Source organism: Caulobacter sp. BE254 (assembly GCF_031457295.1).
GTDB lineage: Bacteria > Pseudomonadota > Alphaproteobacteria > Caulobacterales > Caulobacteraceae > Caulobacter.
The window spans coordinates 202,835-217,616 of record NZ_JAVDWJ010000001.1 but is presented as its reverse complement, the minus strand read 5'-3'; the positions used below and the strand labels follow the sequence as shown (position 1 = coordinate 217,616).

Below are 14,782 nucleotides of genomic sequence, written 5' to 3'. Positions count from 1 at the left end.
GGGACGAGGAACAGTAGATCTGGCTCAGCGCTCCTCATCCCGAGGAGCGAGTCATCGGCGAGCCTCGAAGGACGCGGGAACTAGGCGCTGACCAGCAGCGACAGCTGCTTCTCGGCCTGGTCGTTGCGGCCCTCGGCGATCTCGCGGTCCGTCAGCCGAGTGGGGTAGTCGCCGGTGAAGTAGTGGTCGGTGAACTGCGGGTGGGCCGGATCGCGGGGGCCCGCTTCCAGGGCCTGATACAAGCCGTCGACCGACAGAAATCCCAGGCTGTCGACTTCCAGGAATCGCGCCATCTCTTCCAGCGACTTGGTGGCGGCCAGCAGCTGTTCGCGCTCGGGCATGTCGATGCCGTAGAAGTCGGGCCACTTGATCGGCGGGCTGGCCGAGCGGAGATGGACCTCCTTGGCGCCGGCCTCGCGGACCATGCGGACGATCTTCAGCGAGGTGGTGCCGCGCACGATCGAATCGTCGATCAGGATGACGCGCTTGCCCTCGAGCACGGCGCGGTTGGGGCTATGCTTCATGCGCACGCCCAGTTCGCGCACGCCCTGGGTCGGCTGGATGAAAGTGCGGCCCACATAGTGGTTGCGGATGATGCCGAGATCGAAAGGCAAGCCGCTTTGCTGGGCGAAGCCGATGGCGGCAGGCACGCCGCTGTCGGGAACCGGCACCACGACATCGGCCTCGACGCCGGTCTCGATGGCCAGGCGCTGGCCCATGCGCTTGCGCACGTCATAGACCGAGCGGCCGTTCACGACGCTGTCGGGGCGGGCGAAATAGACATATTCGAACACGCAGGGCCGGGCCGCGACGGTCTGGAACGGGCGCAGCGACTTTACCCCGGTCTCGGAGATCACCACCATCTCGCCGTGCTCGACGTCGCGCACGAAGCGGGCGCCAATCATGTCCAGGGCGCAGGTCTCGGACGCCAGGATCGGCTGACCGTCCAAGTCGCCCAGCACCAGCGGGCGGATGCCCAGCGGATCGCGCAGGCCGATCATCTTCTTGTTGGTGATGGCCACGATCGCGTAGCCGCCTTCGATCTGGCCGACGGCGTCGATGAAGCGGTCGACGATCCGAGCCTTCCGCGAGCGGGCGATCAGGTGAAGGATCACCTCGCTGTCGCTGGTCGACTGGAAGATCGCGCCTTCCTGAACCAGCCGCTCGCGCAGAGTGAGGAAGTTGGTCAGGTTGCCATTGTGGGCGATGGCCACGCCGCCGGTCTCGAGATCGGCGAACATCGGCTGGACGTTGCGGATGCCGCTTCCGCCAGCTGTGGAATAGCGGGTATGGCCGATGGCCATGCCGCCGGGCAGGCGCTCGACCAGGTCGTTGCCGGTGAAGGCGTCGCCGACATGGCCCATGTGGCGTTCGGTGTGGAAGCGCTGACCGTCGAAGGCGGCGATGCCGCAGGCTTCCTGGCCGCGATGCTGCAGGGCGTGCAGACCCAGGGCGGTGACCGCGGCGGCGTCACGCACGCCATAGACGCCGAAGACCCCGCACTCGAGGCGTAGGGTGTCGTCTTCCGGATCCCGCCAGGGCTTGGACGAGAAGCGGTCGGTCGACTGGCCGAAAGACGTCATCGAGATTTCTCCACCAGATCGTCGACGGAACGACGCTGGTCCTTATCATAACCTGCTTCGCCCGGCTTGCCGTCGGACGGTTTGTCGCTGGCGCCGTCGTGCACGGCGTCCTCGATGGCGGGGGCCAGCTTGCCGGCCAGGCCCGCGCCCTTGGGGGCGAACACCTTCAACACGCGGCCCGCGGCGTTGGACAGCGGATACAGCGCCGACTTCGACATCCAGCTGGGCACGCGATCAGGCGGGGTGGCCATGTGGAACACCAGGCTGAACACCCCCAGCACCACCAGGCCGCGCAGCAGACCGAACGCCAGGCCCATCAGGCGGTCCAGCGTGCCCAGGGCGCCGTCGGCGTGCAGGGTCTTGGTGATCTGGGCGCCGACCAGGCGCAGCAGGACGAAGGCGATCACGAAGGTGACCAGGATGGCGGCCGCCGTGGCCGCCCAGTCGGGGTCCATCAGGCCCCGAAACAGCGGTCCGGTGACCCGCAGGGCCAGCAGGGAGAGCAGGGCGGCGACGATGAACGACAGGGCCGAGGTCAGTTCCCGCGACGCGCCGCGCGCGAAGCCGACCAGGGCCGAGACCAGCAGGATCAGGCCGAAGATGATGTCGAACGGCGTCACGTCAGCTGGCCCCAGATTTCGTCGCCGATGCGGCGAACCGCGTCGGCCAGGCGCGCAACGCCCGCCACGGGCAAGGCTCCGCCGCCCTCGGGCAGCCCCGACAGCGGTCCAAGGGCCCGGCCAAAGCCGAGTTTCGCGGCCTCTTTCAAACGTGTCTCCATACGGCTCACGGGCCGCACTTCACCGGAAAGGCTGACTTCGCCGAAGACGACGCAGTCCTGCGGCAGGGCGATGTCGAGAGCCGAGGAGGCCAGGGCCGCCGCCGCCGCCAAGTCCGCCGCCGGCTCGGTGATCCGCAGGCCGCCAGCGACGTTCAGATAGACGTCCTTGTTGCCAAAACCAAGGCCGCAACGCGATTCAAGCACAGCCAAGACCATGGCCAGGCGCCCGGAATCCCATCCGACCACGGCGCGCCTGGGCGTTCCGTACGCGGATGGCGCGACCAGGGCCTGGAATTCGACCAGGACGGGTCGCGAACCCTCGATGCCGGCGAACACCGCCGCGCCCGCCGCCCGCTCGCCGCCCTCGTTGAGGAACAGGGCCGAGGGGTTCTTCACCTCGCGCAGCCCCGAGTCGCCCATTTCGAATACGCCGATCTCGTCGGTGGCCCCGAACCGGTTCTTGGCGCCGCGCAGCACCCGGAACGGATAGCCGCGCTCGCCCTCGAAGCTGAGCACCGCGTCGACCAGGTGCTCGACCACGCGGGGACCGGCGATCTGGCCGTCCTTGGTGACGTGGCCGACCATCAGGATGGCCACGCCCTGCTTCTTGGCCAGGCGCACCAGTTCGCTGGCGCAGGCCCGGACCTGGGTGACCGTGCCGGGCCCGGCCTCGTGGGCGTCGCTCCACAGGGTCTGGATCGAGTCGATGACCACCAGGTCGAACTTCTCGCGCTTCAGGCCGTCGAGAATGTCGCGCAGGCTGCTCTCGGCGGCCAGCTTCACCGGGGCCTGCGCGAAGCCCATGCGCTCGGCCCGGCCGCGGATTTGGGCCACGGCCTCCTCGCCCGAGATATAGGCGCAGTGGACGCCGCTCAGCGACGCCTTGGCCATCACCTCCAGCAGCAGGGTGGACTTGCCCACGCCCGGGTCGCCGCCGATCAGGATGGCCGAGCCCGGCACCACGCCGCCGCCGCAGACCCGGTCGAACTCGTCGACACCGGTGATGATCCGGGGCGGGGCGGGGGTGTCGCTCTCCAGGCCGGTGAACTGCAGGCCCCGTGTACGGCTGGCCTTGGTGACCGACAGAGCGCCGGGCGCGCGAACGCCGGTTTCTTCGACCAGGCTGTTCCAGCTCTGGCAGGCCGAGCATTGCCCCGACCACTTGGTCGAGACCGCGCCGCAGGACTGGCAGGCGTAGACGGCGCCGTCGCGGGCCATGGATGCTCCTGATTCGTAGGTGACGGAAGACTACAGCCTGGCGGCCCCCTGCGCCAAAGACGGACGCATCGCTGGGCGCATCCCGCCGGCCCCAAACCGTCCTTCTCACAGAACGATGTTCTCAACCTCCCATGGTGATGGTTATACAGGGACCGCGTCGGGGGACGTTCAGGATTCGCGGAGGAGCGATCGTATGACTGTCATCGAACCCGGGGCCTCGTCGTCCGACCTTGTCGGCCGGGTGAAGCGCCTGCTGCTGTCGCCTTCGGCCGAGTGGGAGCGCATCGACGCCGAACCGGCGACGATCAAGGGGCTGTATGTCGGCTATGTCTGCATCCTGGCCGCCATCCCGCCGGTCGCCGGCCTGATCGGCGGACAGGTGTTCGGCATCGGCGGCTTTGGCTTCCACATGAAGCCGCCGCTGGTCTCGTCGATCATCAGCGCCGTGATCGCCTATGGTCTGAGCCTGCTGTCGGTGTTCCTGGTGGCCCTGATCATCGACGCCCTGGCTCCTAGCTTCGACGGCCAGAAGGACCGGATCCAGGCCTTCAAGGTCGCGGCCTACAGCTATACCGCCGCCTGGGTGTTCGGAATTCTGGGAATCTTCCCGCCGCTCGTCATGATCGGCGCCCTGGCCAGTCTCTATGGCTTCTACCTGCTCTATCTGGGCCTGCCCAAGCTGATGAAGGCGCCGAAGGAAAAGGCGCTGGGCTACACGGCCGTCACCATCCTCTGCGCGATCGTGCTGTCGATCGTCATCGGCGCGATCACCGGGGCCGTGGCGGGCGCGGCGATGTTCGGCTCCGGCCTGGCCAGCCACGCCGCCAACACCGGGACCATGTCCGGCACGATGGAGGTCAACGGCGCCAAGGTCGACCTGGGCAAGCTGGACGCGGCCAGCAAGAAGATGGAGGCCGCCGCCGCCCGGATGGAAGCGGGCAAGGACGCCCCGTCCGTGCCGGCCGAGACCCTCAAGGGCTTGCTGCCCGGCGCCGTCGCCGGGTTCCAGCGCACGGGCCTGGAGACCAATTCGGGCGGGGCCGGCGGCATGTCGATGGCCGTCGCCACCGGCGACTACCAGAAGGACGGCGCCAGCTTCCGCCTGGCGGTCACCGACCTGGGCGCGATGGCGGGCGTGGCCGCCCTGGCCAGCGCCGTCAACGCCCAGTCCACCAAGGAAACCCAGACCGGCTACGAGAAGTCCGGCACGGTCGACGGCCGGCTAACCACCGAGGAATGGGACCGCGAGGCCAAGTCCGGCCGCTACAGCATCCTGGTCGGCGAGCGCTTCTCGGTCGAGGCCAACGGCAACGCCGATAGCGTCGACGTGCTGAAGCAGGCCGTGGCGTCCGTTGATGCGGGGCGGCTGGAAGGGCTGGCGCGCTAGGTCAGCCGCCCTTGATCACGCGTCGCGCCCGGGGCGCGATGCGGGTCAGCAGTTCGTAGGCCGTGGTGCCGGCGGCGGCGGCGGCTTCGTCGACCGGCAGGTCGGGGCCGATGATCTGCATCAGGGCTCCGGGGCGGGCGGCGTCGCAGTCAGTGATGTCGACGGCGATCAGGTCCATCGACACCCGGCCCAGCATCGGCCGCCGGGCGCCGTCGAACCACACCGATCCGCGCGGATGGGCGGCGCGCGGCACGCCGTCGGCGTAGCCGGCCGCCAGGATGGCGACGCGCGTGGTGTCCTGGGCGGTGAAGGCCGCGCCGTAGCCGATGCTCTCGCCGCGCGGCACGACCCGCGCTTGGAGGATCGGCGCCTCCAGCGTCGCCACCGCCTTGATGCGCGTGTCGGGAATGTCGCGCGGGCCGCCGCCGTAGAGGCTGATCCCCGGCCGGCATTGGTCGAAGCGGAAGGCCTCGCCCAGGAAGATCCCGCCCGAATTGGCCAGGCTGCGCCGGGCGTTCGGGAACAGGGCGGCGGTCTCGGCGAAGCGGGCCAGCTGGCGGGCGTTCAGCGGATGGTCGGGCTCGCCGGCGCAGGCCAGGTGGCTGATCACCAGGGTGATGTTCAGGAACTTCAGCCGGTCCATGGCCCCGGTCAGGACCACGGCCTCCTCGGGGCGCAGGCCCAGGCGGTTCATGCCGGTGTCGATGTGCAGGGCGGCGTCCAGCACGCGGCCGCGGGCATGGCTGTTCCAGGCTTCGATCTGCGGCAGGCTGTTGAGCACCGGCGTCAGGCCGGCCGCTTCGATGGCCGGGGCCGCGCCGGGCGTGACGCCGTCCAGCAGGTAGATCGTCGCCGCGCGGTCGCCCAGCGACCGGCGCAGGGCCAGGCCCTCCGACAAGCGGGCGACATAGAAGCTCCGCGCGCCCTCGTCCCACAGCCGCCCGGCCACCAGGGCCGCGCCCAGGCCGTAGCCGTCGGCCTTGACGGCCGGCGCGATCTCGGCCCCGCCGGCGGCGGCCTTGAGCACGGCGTGGTTGGACGCCAGGGCGTCCAGGTCGAGGGTGAGGCGGCTGGCTTCGGTCACGAGGCAGGGCGTAGCCGAGCGCGCCGCGCAAGGCCAGTCCAGATCCGGAGGATCTTCAGTGGCGGGCCAGGAAGTCGGTCGCCAGGCTCTCGACGCCGCTGGCCAGGATCTGAACGCCGATGCATAGCAGCAGGAAGGCGACCAGCCGCGACATGACGCGGGCGCCGGAGACGCCGAGCAGGGCCATGACCCGGTCCGAAGCCCGGTAGAGGCCCCAGATCGACAGGGCCACGGCCAGGGCCGCCAGGCTGGCGCCGAGGAAGAACGGGATCACCGTGTGTCCGCCCGCCGGCCGCTGGGACGACAGGGCGATGGCCACCGCGATCGAGCCCGGCCCGGTCGTGAACGGCATGGTCAGCGGGAAGAAGGCGATGTCGTCGGTCTTGCGCTCGGCGGGCGAGGCCGCGTCGCTCTTGCGGTCCTCGTGCGCCTCGGGCTCCATCAGCAGGCCCCAGGCGCGGATCGCCACCACCAGTCCGCCGGCCACGCGCAGCGCGCCCAGGCTGACCCCGAAGAAGTTGAGGATGTAGCCGCCCAGCAGCAGCGACCCCAGCAAGATCAGCAGGGCGTTGACCGCGATCCGCAGCGCCAGCCGCCGCCGCTCTCGCGGCGTGCGGTCGGCCAGCACCTGGTGGAAGATCAGCGAGGCGCCGACCGGATTGACGATCGAGAACAGCGCCGGGAAGGCCAGCAGAAACGCGCCGACCACCGTGGAGGTCGGCAGGGGATTGAAGTCCATTCGCGGCCTCGTTCAGCGGGTCCCGACACGGTGGCGTAGTCCCGCCGCCCGCGTCAAATCCCTGGGCCCTATTCGTCCGAGCCGCTGCGCATCTGGTGGAAGTAGTGGTCGCGGGCCAGGTTGCCGAAGCGGGTGGTGTCGCTGTTGAACGACAGGCGCACGGTGCCGATGGGACCGTGACGCTGCTTGGCGATGATCACCTCGGCCAGGCCCTGCAGGCGGTCCATGTCCTCCTGCCACTGCAGGTGCTCGGGCGTGCCTTCGCGCGGCTCGGAGCGGCCGACATAGTAGCTTTCGCGATAGACGAACCAGACCATGTCGGCGTCCTGTTCGATCGAGCCGGATTCGCGTAGGTCGGACAGCTGCGGACGCTTGTCCTCGCGCTGCTCGACCTGACGCGACAGCTGCGACAGGGCGATGACCGGGCAGGCCAGCTCCTTGGCCAGGGCCTTCAGGCCCATGGTGATCTGCGAGACTTCCTGCACGCGGTTGGCGTTCGAGCCCAGGTCCGAGCCGGTGACCAGCTGCAGGTAGTCGACGACGATCAGGTCCAGGCCGACCTGGCGCTTCAGGCGGCGGGCCCGGGCGGTGAGCTTGGCGATCGAGATGCCGCCGGTGGCGTCGATATAGAGCGGGGCTTCCTGCAGCTCGATGGCCGCGTCCCGCACGCGACCGAACTCCGACGCGTCGATCTCGCCCTTGCGGAGCTTGTCGCCCGACACGCCCGAAGCGTCGGCCAGCATCCGCAGGGCCAGCTGTTCGGCGCTCATTTCCAGCGAGTAGAACGCCACGACGCCGCCGCTGACGGTCTTCTTGGTGCCGTCCGGCTGGGGTTCCCAGGCGTATTTCTTGGCGACGTTGAAGGCGATGTTGGTGGCCAGGGCCGTCTTGCCCATCGACGGGCGGCCGGCCAGGACGATCAGGTCGGAGGGATGCAGGCCGCCGATCTTGGTGTCCAGGTCGATCAGGTCGGTGGCCAGGCCCGACATGCCGCCGTCGCGGCTGTAGGCCTCGGCGGTCATCTCGACCGCGCCGCGCAGGGCGTCGCCGAAGCTGACGAAGCCGGAGCTGGCCGCGCCGCTTTCGGCCAGGGTGTAGAGCTGCTGTTCGGCCGCCTCGATCTGGTCGCGGGCCGGCAGCTTGACGTCGTCCTTGCCGACGCCGCCGTGGGCGGTGGAGGCGATCTCGCCGCCGATGCGGATCAGGTCGCGGCGCAGGGCCAGGTCGAACACCGCGCGGGCGTAGTCGCCGACATTGGCGGCGGGCGGGGCGCGGTCCACCAGGTCGGCCAGGTAGCGAAGGCCGCCCAGCTCCTCGAACGCCGGATCGTGCTTGAACTCGTCGGCCAGCAGGATCGGCTCGGCCAGCTGGCCCTTGCGGATGTGGGTCTCGATCGAGCCGAACAGCCGGGCGTGGAAGGGCTCGTAGAAGTGGCGGCCCTGCAGGCTGTCGGTCAGGCGTTCATAGGCGGCGTTGTCGTATAGCAGCACGCCCAGCAGCGCCTGCTCGGCTTCCAGGTTGTGCGGCGCGACGGCGACGACGATGTCGCCCATCGGCGAGGGTGGGCGAAGGTCTAGAGCAGGGACGAGAGACATTGGCGCAAGTTAACGCGGAGCCCTCCCGCGCGCTTGGCTCGCGTCGTCGGGCGCCTCAGATGAATGGGGATGTTCTGTGTATATCCCGGTGACGCCAGAAACGGACGCATGAAGACGGCGCGGAGATCGCTCCCCGCGCCGCTTCGATCTCGCCGCGGGTCCTACCAGTTGTAGCTGACCCGGGCGTACAGGAACCGGCCGTTGAAACCGAACGGCGAGTAGCTGGGGAAGCCGATCGAGCCGCTGGGGCTGTTGATCAGGGCCGGGGTTTCGCGCGGGTACTGGTCGAACAGGTTGTTGACCCCGAGCGCCAGGCCGGCGGGGCCCAGCTTGTAGCGGCCTTCCAGGTCGACGATCGTGCGATGGCCGGTCTCGTAGTCCAGCGTCGGGTTGTTGTTGGGAACCAGGACGCTGTCGTAATAGGTCGCCTTGGCCGTGACGCCGAAGTCGCCCAGGCTCCAGTCGGTGTTGAACACGAACTTCTGGTTCGGCGTGCCTTCCTCATAGGTCAGGACGTTGCCGCGGTCGAACAGGAACGGCGGCTGGCTGACATTGGTGATGGTCGGCAGGCTGGGCGTCTTTCGCACGTCGGTGCCGTTGAAGTTGGCGGCGACCGTGAAGTCGTAGCGACCGGCCGTCTCGGTCTCCAGCTTGTAGCGCCCGACGATGTCGACGCCTCGGGTCCGGGTCTCTACCCCGTTGAGGAAGAAGCGCGCGGCGCTGACGCCGTAGTTCTGCAGCAAGCCGGTGATCACAGCCGCCGTCGCCGCCGGGGTCGAGGGGTTGGGCAGGTTCTCCGACAGCACGATGCGGTCGTCGATGTCGATCTGGTAGGCGTCGATGGTCAGTTCGAACGGACCGGTATGGAAGACGATGCCGGCCGAGTAGTTCATCGACTCCTCGGCCTTCAGCGGCTTGGCGCCCAGCGCGACGGCGATCGGGCTGTCGACCGTGAAGGTGCCCGACTCGACCAGGATCGAGCCGGTCGGGGTCGCGACGTTGTTGGTCGCGGTGTAGCTGAAGTACTGCTGCTGCAGGGCAGGGGCCTTGACGCCGCTGGAGATCGCCGCTCGGAGGGCCAGGGCGTCGTCGACGTCGAAGCGGGCGGCCAGCTTGCCGGTGACCTTCGAGCCGAAGTCCGAATAGTCCTCATAGCGGGCGGCGGCGTCGAACGAGAGGCGCTCGGTCAGCTTGCCCTCGAGGTCGAGATAGGCGCTGACGTTGTGGCGGGTCTTGTCGACGACGTTGGAGGGGCGGAAGCCGCCGAAGCCCTGCGACACCGGCGCGCCGGTCAGCGGCCCCTTGGTGTAGGAGGCCGGCTCGCCCTGGTGGACCGAGAAGCCTTCCTCGCGATATTCCAGGCCGAAACCCAGGTTGGTCGGCTCGATCAGGCCCAGGTCGAAACCCTTGCTCATATTCAGGTTGACCAGGAACTGGTCGTAGTCGAGCCCGCCGGCCTTGAAGGTGCGAGGCGAGGCCGCGCCGTAGGTCGAGTTGATGGTGTTCTTGATCGTGTATTCGAGCTTGTTCTTGCCGTAGCTGACGCCGAGGTCGGTGGCGAAGCCGCCCAACTCGCCCTTGATTCCGCCGGCGATGTTGTAGTCGTCGATCTCGGTGGCGATGATCGGCAGGAAACCGCCCGGATAGACCGCAGGGACGTTGTTGGAGTTGTTGTAGGTTCGTGCGGTGGCGGCGGACTCACTATCGCGATGCTGGTAGCCGCCGTAGCCGTACAGCGACCAGGTCTCGCTTACCGGCAGCCCGGCGTTCAGATAGATGGCGCTGCTCTCCAGCTTGGGATCGCCGTAGCGGCCCAGCACGACCGGGCGGCCGTAGTCCGGAGCCGAGGCCAGGTTGACATAGTCCGACCGGTTGGTCGGGTGGCGGTTCACATACTCGCCCATCACGGTCAGGAAACCGTCCTTGCCCAGGGGCAGGCCCTGCCAGGCCGAGACCGACTGGGTCAGGCCGTCGTGGGCCTTTCGATCGCCGCGGGCGGTGTCGACGTCGGTGTTGTAGATGCCGTAGTTGTAGGTCGCGCCGCCGCCGCTGCGGGCCTCGCGCAGGCGCAGGTTGATGACGCCGGCGATGGCGTCAGCGCCGTATTGGGCCGAGGCGCCGTCGCGCAGCACTTCCACCCGTTCGACGGCGACGGTCGGGATCGAGTTGAGGTCGAAGGCGGTCGAGCCGCGGCCGATCGAGCCGTTGATGTTGACCAGGGCGCCGATGTGGCCGCGCATGCCGTTGATCAGCACCAGGGTCTGGTCCGGGGCCAGGCCCCGCAGCGTGGCCGGACGCACATGGTCGGTGCCGTCGGTGATGGCCGGCCGCGGAAAGTCGATGGCCGGAGTCAGGTTCGACAGCGCCTGGGCCAGTTCGGCGCCGCTGCCCTGGCGAGCCAGGGCCTGGCCGCCGATCACGTCGACCGGCGCGATGGTGTCCAGGCGCGTGCGCCCCGGGGTGCGGGTCCCGGTGACGACCAGTTCCTCGACCTCGTTGGCGCTGGCGCCGGCTTCTTGGGCTTGGGCGGCCGCGAAGGCCGGAAGTTGCAGGAGCGCGCCGGCCGAGACGGCGGCCAGCAGAAGGTGACGACTGCGCATGTGGTCCATTCCCCTACGTTTGCATGCTGCGTTTTCGCTTTGCACGCGAGTGACTCGTGCAGGAAAGCGCCCATTCGCACCTGTCGTAAACGAGTAAATTTCTGGGAACGGCCAAAGAAAAACGGCGCGGATCGCTCCGCGCCGTTTCCGATAGTTCAAGCTACTGAAGCGTTTAGGCTTCGTAGTGGTCGCCTTCGAACGAACCGGCGCCGCCTTCGGCCATGTCTTGGGCGGCTTCGGCGTCAGCGGCGCGGTCTTCCTCGAACTGAGCGGCGATGACGTTTTCGCCACGCGCTTGGCGATCGGCTTCGTCCTGGCTGCGCGCGATGTTGAGGGTGACCGTGACGGTCACCTCGGCGTGCAGTCGCACCTTCACTTCGTGGACGCCCAGCGTCTTGATCGGCTTGTCGAGGACGATCATCGAGCGATCGACCTTGCCGCCTTCGGCCTTGATGGCGTCGGCGACGTCGCGGCCCGCGACCGAACCGTACAGCTGGCCGCTTTCGCCGGCTTGACGGATCATCACGTACTGCTTGCCGTCGAGGCCTTCACCGGCCTTGCCGGCGTTCTCGCGGTTCTTGACGTTGCGAGCTTCGATCTCAGCGCGCTGAGCTTCGAAGGTCTTCAGGTTGGCGGAGTTGGCGCGCAGGGCCTTGGAGCGCGGCAGCAGGAAGTTACGGGCGAAGCCGTCCTTCACCGTGACCACGTCGCCGAGGACGCCGGTGCCTTCGACGCGTTCGAGCAGAATGACTTTCATCGTGGTGTCTCCCTTACTTCACGACGTAGGGGAGCAGAGCCAGGAAGCGGGCGCGCTTGATGGCCTTGGCCAGTTCACGTTGCTTCTTGGCCGACACCGCGGTGATGCGCGACGGCACGATCTTGCCGCGTTCGGAAACGTAACGCTGCAGCAGCTTCACGTCCTTGTAGTCGATCTTCGGCGCGTTGGCGCCCGAGAACGGACAAACCTTGCGGCGACGGAAGAACGGGCGGCGGGCGCCGCCACCGGCGGCGGGAGCGCCGGCTTCGGGAGCAGTGGTATCGGTCATGATCTCTCTTCTCCCTTACGCGGCCGGCGCGAAGTCGTCGCGCGGGCGCTCGGTGCGCTCGCCACGTTCGCGGTCGCGACGGGCCAGAACCGGCGACAGCTCCAGGTCCAGCTCTTCGACGCGGATGGTCATGAAGCGCAGCACGTCTTCATTGATCAGCAGCTGACGTTCCATCTCCTTCACGGCCGCGGCCGGAGCGTCGATGGCGAGCAGGGAATAGTGGCCCTTGCGGTTCTTCTTGATGCGATAGGTGAGGTTGCGCAGGCCCCAGTATTCGATCTTGGCGATGTGACCGCCATTCTCTTCCAGGAGAGCCTTGAGTTGCTCATTCAGAGCTTCGGCCTGTTGCGGCGAGATGTCCTGCCGCGCGATGACCACGTGTTCGTAGAACGCCATGTTTTCCTTCTTCCGGCTTGGAAGGCGGCGCGGGCGACGGCGGAAGTCCGTCGACCACGATGGATCCTGCATGCCGAGCGGGAAATCCCGACCCATAGGGCTGCGTGCAAGACCGCCATCCGTGAGAGGGCGCGCTAATACAGGAAAGGGCGCGGCGGCACAAGCCGCCGAGCGGACTTGCATCCTCAAGTGGTTATGAGACAACGAGGATGACGTCACCGTCCGGGGGATCATCATGAAGCGTCTCGCCATTCTTGTCACCGCTGCGGCCCTGTGCCTGGGTGGCGGCGCGGCCCAGGCGCGGCAGGCGCCGCCGCCGGCCGCCGCCACCGCTTCCAAGGCCACGCCCGAGACCCGCGCCCTGGCGGCGCGCTATTTCGAGGCGATCCACTACGACAAGATGCTGGGCCAGATGATGGAGCAGATGGTCCCTGTCATGGTCCAGACCCTGCGCAAGCAGACGCCGTCACTGACCGACGAGCAGAGCCAGCTGGTCAGCGAGACCGTGGTCGAATCCACGCGCGAGATGACCGACAAGATGAAGGCCCCGATGATCGACGCGGTGGCCGAGGTCTTCACCGAACAGGAGCTGCGCGACCTGGTGGCCTTCTACGAGGCGCCGTCCGGCCAGGCCCTGATCGCCAAGACGCCTGAGCTCACCCAGAAGATGATGGCGCAGATGCCGGCGATCATGGCCGAGACGCAGGGCAAGATGCTGCAGAAGCTCTGCGCCAAGCTGAACTGCACCGGTCCCGCGCCTGCCCCGAAGGCGTCGAAGTCCTGATCCCGCCCGAAAAGGGGGTTGTCGAACAACTGTCATATAAATTAGGCGGCGCAAGGCTTCAGCCTCTCGCCGCCTTGTGCTATCGGGCGTTCATGGGGTTCAGGTCGACTTCCCTGATGGTGGTCTTGCTGTCCGTCGCCGCCGCACCGGCGATGGCGGGCGATATCGTGCGCAAGCCGGACCTGGCGGTCTGGGGCGCTGACGGCCACTTCCAGGGCTATTCCGCCGCCCAGACGCTGGACCTGTCGACCGACGCCGAGAAAGCGACCCTCACCGCCAAGGTGGCCGGCGCCCTCGACAACCCGACCTACAACTTCGACCTCAACCTGAACCAGAAGCCCGACGAGCACGCCGCGGCGAATCGGGCGGTCGGGGTGGGCGCGTCCTGGAACGCCCGAGAGGCGGCGATCCGCTCATCCCTGGCCCGCTCGTTCGGCTTCGGCCTGCTGCCCAAGGCCAACTACGTGCGGCTGTCGATGGACATGAACGCCTCTCAGCCGATCTATCTGCGCGGCCGGGCCCCGGTGACCCGGGCCAATGTGCGGTCCGAGTTGACCCTGGACGGTCGTCCCGTGGCCTCGATCGCCGTCGGCGGCGGGACGATGGGCGACGAGGGTGTCGACTTCAGCCTGACCCGGCCGTTCGACATCCCCGCCGAGTTCACCGTCAGTCTGCGGGCCGCCGACGAGCGGGTCCAGGACGGCCGTCTGATGGTCAAGCTGGTCCGCACCACCTGGTAGGCTTCTAGGCGGCCTCGGCCGCCTTCACGGGCGCTGCGCGACTCGAACGTCGCACCGCCTGGGCGAACCGCTCCAGGTAGAGCGGGTTCTCGGTGCCCATCAGCTTGTCCCACCAGGTGAAATACAGCCCGTAGTTCCAGCCGGCCTGGGCGTGGTGCAGGTCGTGATGGGTCACTGTGGTCAGCCAGGGCAGCAGCGGACGGCCGTCGCGCGTAGCCGGAAACAGCTCATAGCCGCTGTGGCCCAGGGTGTTGCGGACGATCTGGTGCAGCATGAACAGGCCCGCGACCGGCCACTGGGTGGGCACGACCAGCATCCACAGCGGCACGAACAGCGCGTTGATCGCCGCCTCGCCCAGGTCGAAGCTGTAGGCGGTGAACGGCGAGGGGCTGTTGGACCGGTGATGGCGGCGGTGGAAGGTCCGAAACAGCCGCCGGTCATGGATCAGCCGGTGGGTCCAGTAGAACCAGGCGTCGTGGGCGACGACCATCAGGAGCAGGCTCGCCCAGAACCACACTGGCCCCAGCTCGCGGGCGATGTAGGGGCCGGGCATCAAGCCGGCGTGGAACAGGCCGAAGCTGAGCAGGCCGACCGTCGAGAACACCAGGATCGAGCGGATCGAGCAGGCGAACTCGACCAGTAGCTGCCGTGCGGGCGGTCGGCCCTCGCGGATTTTGCGGCCGGCCAGCGGAACCGCCAGCACGACCCACAGCGTCAGCCAGACGCCGACCGCGAAGATCACGTAGCGGCTGACGTCGGTGAACGTGGCGTGCAGCCAGTTTTCGGCGAGGGATAAAAGGAACGACATCGGGCTTCCTCGGATGAGCGA

General features: G+C 68.1%; 14 protein-coding genes. 3 read left to right on the top strand and 11 right to left on the bottom strand.

What is annotated here, in order from left to right:
* Nucleotides 1–80 precede the first annotated feature (80 nt).
* From purF to radA, 3 genes are read right to left on the bottom strand one after another with little or no spacing between them, the layout of a single operon-like run.
* Nucleotides 81–1,583: an amidophosphoribosyltransferase gene (purF, locus tag J2X41_RS01005; protein ID WP_310078897.1), complete on the bottom strand. Its 1,503-nt coding sequence runs from the start codon at nucleotides 1,581–1,583 to the stop codon at nucleotides 81–83.
* Nucleotides 1,580–2,203 carry a CvpA family protein gene (locus tag J2X41_RS01000; RefSeq protein WP_310078895.1) on the bottom strand — a complete coding sequence of 208 codons (624 nt, stop codon included), beginning with the start codon at nucleotides 2,201–2,203 and terminating at the stop codon, nucleotides 1,580–1,582. The genes purF and J2X41_RS01000 overlap by 4 nt, the downstream gene beginning before the upstream one ends.
* Entirely contained in the window at nucleotides 2,200–3,582 is a 1,383-nt protein-coding gene (radA, locus tag J2X41_RS00995) for a DNA repair protein RadA (RefSeq protein WP_310078893.1), read from the bottom strand. Before radA ends, J2X41_RS01000 begins: the two co-directional genes overlap by 4 nt.
* 193 nt (nucleotides 3,583–3,775) lie before the next feature.
* Between radA and J2X41_RS00990 the strand changes: the two genes are divergently transcribed.
* Nucleotides 3,776–4,969: a Yip1 family protein gene (locus tag J2X41_RS00990; protein ID WP_310078891.1), complete on the top strand. Its 1,194-nt coding sequence runs from the start codon at nucleotides 3,776–3,778 to the stop codon at nucleotides 4,967–4,969.
* 1 nt (nucleotide 4,970) lies between these two features.
* Here the strand turns inward: J2X41_RS00990 and alr are convergent, their stop codons facing one another.
* The 7 genes from alr to rpsF all read right to left on the bottom strand — a co-directional run bounded on the left by alr (nucleotide 4,971) and on the right by rpsF (nucleotide 12,429).
* Nucleotides 4,971–6,053 carry an alanine racemase gene (alr, locus tag J2X41_RS00985; protein WP_310078890.1) on the bottom strand — a complete coding sequence of 361 codons (1,083 nt, stop codon included), beginning with the start codon at nucleotides 6,051–6,053 and terminating at the stop codon, nucleotides 4,971–4,973.
* Between the two features lie 55 nt (nucleotides 6,054–6,108).
* Nucleotides 6,109–6,792: a MarC family protein gene (locus tag J2X41_RS00980; protein WP_310078889.1), complete on the bottom strand. Its 684-nt coding sequence runs from the start codon at nucleotides 6,790–6,792 to the stop codon at nucleotides 6,109–6,111.
* 68 nt (nucleotides 6,793–6,860) lie between these two features.
* The gene (locus J2X41_RS00975) at nucleotides 6,861–8,387 is read right to left on the bottom strand and encodes a replicative DNA helicase (RefSeq protein WP_310078887.1); all 1,527 of its coding nucleotides are present in this window, start codon (nucleotides 8,385–8,387) and stop codon (nucleotides 6,861–6,863) included.
* A 161-nt stretch (nucleotides 8,388–8,548) separates the two neighbouring features.
* The gene (locus tag J2X41_RS00970) at nucleotides 8,549–10,987 is read right to left on the bottom strand and encodes a TonB-dependent receptor (protein WP_310078886.1); all 2,439 of its coding nucleotides are present in this window, start codon (nucleotides 10,985–10,987) and stop codon (nucleotides 8,549–8,551) included.
* Nucleotides 10,988–11,159: 172 nt separating this feature from the next.
* Nucleotides 11,160–11,744, bottom strand: a complete 585-nt coding sequence (gene rplI, locus J2X41_RS00965) for a 50S ribosomal protein L9 (RefSeq protein WP_310078885.1) — start codon at nucleotides 11,742–11,744, stop codon at nucleotides 11,160–11,162.
* 13 nt (nucleotides 11,745–11,757) lie between these two features.
* Nucleotides 11,758–12,033 carry a 30S ribosomal protein S18 gene (gene rpsR / locus J2X41_RS00960; RefSeq protein ID WP_029914647.1) on the bottom strand — a complete coding sequence of 92 codons (276 nt, stop codon included), beginning with the start codon at nucleotides 12,031–12,033 and terminating at the stop codon, nucleotides 11,758–11,760.
* 15 nt (nucleotides 12,034–12,048) lie between these two features.
* Nucleotides 12,049–12,429 (bottom strand): 30S ribosomal protein S6, encoded by a 381-nt coding sequence (rpsF, locus tag J2X41_RS00955; RefSeq protein WP_028038546.1) that lies wholly within the window; start codon nucleotides 12,427–12,429, stop codon nucleotides 12,049–12,051.
* Nucleotides 12,430–12,664: 235 nt separating this feature from the next.
* On the opposite strand from rpsF, the gene J2X41_RS00950 reads away from it, so the two are divergent.
* Both J2X41_RS00950 and J2X41_RS00945 read left to right on the top strand, forming a co-directional pair.
* Entirely contained in the window at nucleotides 12,665–13,213 is a 549-nt protein-coding gene (locus tag J2X41_RS00950; protein WP_310078883.1) for a DUF2059 domain-containing protein, read from the top strand.
* 92 nt (nucleotides 13,214–13,305) lie between these two features.
* Complete coding sequence (locus J2X41_RS00945; RefSeq protein ID WP_310078881.1) at nucleotides 13,306–13,953, top strand: hypothetical protein; 648 nt, start codon at nucleotides 13,306–13,308, stop codon at nucleotides 13,951–13,953.
* Between the two features lie 4 nt (nucleotides 13,954–13,957).
* Here J2X41_RS00945 and J2X41_RS00940 read toward each other — a convergent pair whose 3' ends face one another.
* Nucleotides 13,958–14,761, bottom strand: coding sequence for a sterol desaturase family protein (locus tag J2X41_RS00940; RefSeq protein ID WP_310078879.1), 804 nt, complete (start codon nucleotides 14,759–14,761; stop codon nucleotides 13,958–13,960).
* Nucleotides 14,762–14,782 lie beyond the last annotated feature (21 nt).

Excerpts from the sequence above, each read along its gene's own strand:
- purF (WP_310078897.1), bottom strand. The coding sequence starts at position 1,583 with ATGACGTCTTTCGGCCAGTCGACCGACCGCTTCTCGTCCAAGCCCTGG.
- radA (WP_310078893.1), bottom strand. The coding sequence starts at position 3,582 with ATGGCCCGCGACGGCGCCGTCTACGCCTGCCAGTCCTGCGGCGCGGTC.
- J2X41_RS00990 (WP_310078891.1), top strand. The coding sequence starts at position 3,776 with ATGACTGTCATCGAACCCGGGGCCTCGTCGTCCGACCTTGTCGGCCGG.
- J2X41_RS00980 (WP_310078889.1), bottom strand. The coding sequence starts at position 6,792 with ATGGACTTCAATCCCCTGCCGACCTCCACGGTGGTCGGCGCGTTTCTG.
- J2X41_RS00975 (WP_310078887.1), bottom strand. The coding sequence starts at position 8,387 with ATGTCTCTCGTCCCTGCTCTAGACCTTCGCCCACCCTCGCCGATGGGC.
- J2X41_RS00970 (WP_310078886.1), bottom strand. The coding sequence starts at position 10,987 with ATGCGCAGTCGTCACCTTCTGCTGGCCGCCGTCTCGGCCGGCGCGCTC.
- rplI (WP_310078885.1), bottom strand. The coding sequence starts at position 11,744 with ATGAAAGTCATTCTGCTCGAACGCGTCGAAGGCACCGGCGTCCTCGGC.
- rpsR (WP_029914647.1), bottom strand. The coding sequence starts at position 12,033 with ATGACCGATACCACTGCTCCCGAAGCCGGCGCTCCCGCCGCCGGTGGC.
- rpsF (WP_028038546.1), bottom strand. The coding sequence starts at position 12,429 with ATGGCGTTCTACGAACACGTGGTCATCGCGCGGCAGGACATCTCGCCG.
- J2X41_RS00950 (WP_310078883.1), top strand. The coding sequence starts at position 12,665 with ATGAAGCGTCTCGCCATTCTTGTCACCGCTGCGGCCCTGTGCCTGGGT.
- J2X41_RS00945 (WP_310078881.1), top strand. The coding sequence starts at position 13,306 with ATGGGGTTCAGGTCGACTTCCCTGATGGTGGTCTTGCTGTCCGTCGCC.
- J2X41_RS00940 (WP_310078879.1), bottom strand. The coding sequence starts at position 14,761 with ATGTCGTTCCTTTTATCCCTCGCCGAAAACTGGCTGCACGCCACGTTC.